Source organism: Mesorhizobium sp. M2C.T.Ca.TU.002.02.1.1 (assembly GCF_003997225.1).
Genome location: NZ_RZTO01001439.1, coordinates 1 through 637, shown reverse-complemented (window position 1 = coordinate 637; position 637 = coordinate 1). Strand labels below are relative to the sequence as shown.

The 637-nt window shown below is 65.3% G+C and carries 1 protein-coding gene; it reads left to right on the top strand.

The window, feature by feature from the left end:
- Positions 1-637: peptidoglycan -binding protein (locus EOD07_RS36640; protein WP_127238522.1), on the top strand; the 637-nt coding region annotated here is incomplete at both ends.

The following is a 637-nucleotide window of genomic DNA, read 5'->3' as shown; positions in this document are numbered from 1 at the left end:
GAGGACAACAAGAGTGCCGACGCCCTGTCCGGCGAGCTAAGCAAAAAGAGAAAGATCAGCCAGCAGGCGCTGAGCCAGGTCGAGATCCTCAACCAGCAGATCGCGGCGCTGCGCAAGCAGATCGGCGCGCTGGAAGACGCGCTCAACGTCTCCGAGCAGCGCGACCGCGACTCCAACACCAAGATCGCCGATCTTGGCCGGCGCCTGAACGTCGCGCTGGCGCAGCGCGTCCAGGAGCTCAACCGCTACCGCTCCGACTTCTTCGGCCGCCTGCGCGAGATCCTCGCCGACCGCGAGAACATCCGCATCGTCGGCGACCGTTTCGTCTTCCAGTCGGAAGTGCTGTTCCCGACGGGCTCCGACGTGATCAACGACGCCGGCAAGGTCGAGATGAAGAAGCTCGCCGACGCCATCATCGAATTGCAGAAGGAAATCCCGCCGGAGATCAGCTGGGTGCTGCGTGTCGACGGCCACACCGACAACCAGCCGCTGTCCGGCACCGGCCGCTATCGCGACAACTGGGAATTGTCGACCGCGCGCGCCACCTCGGTGGTGAAGTTCCTGATCGAGAACGGCGTGCCGGCCAACCGGCTGGTGGCCGCAGGCTTCGGCGAGTTCCAGCCGCTCGATCCAGCCG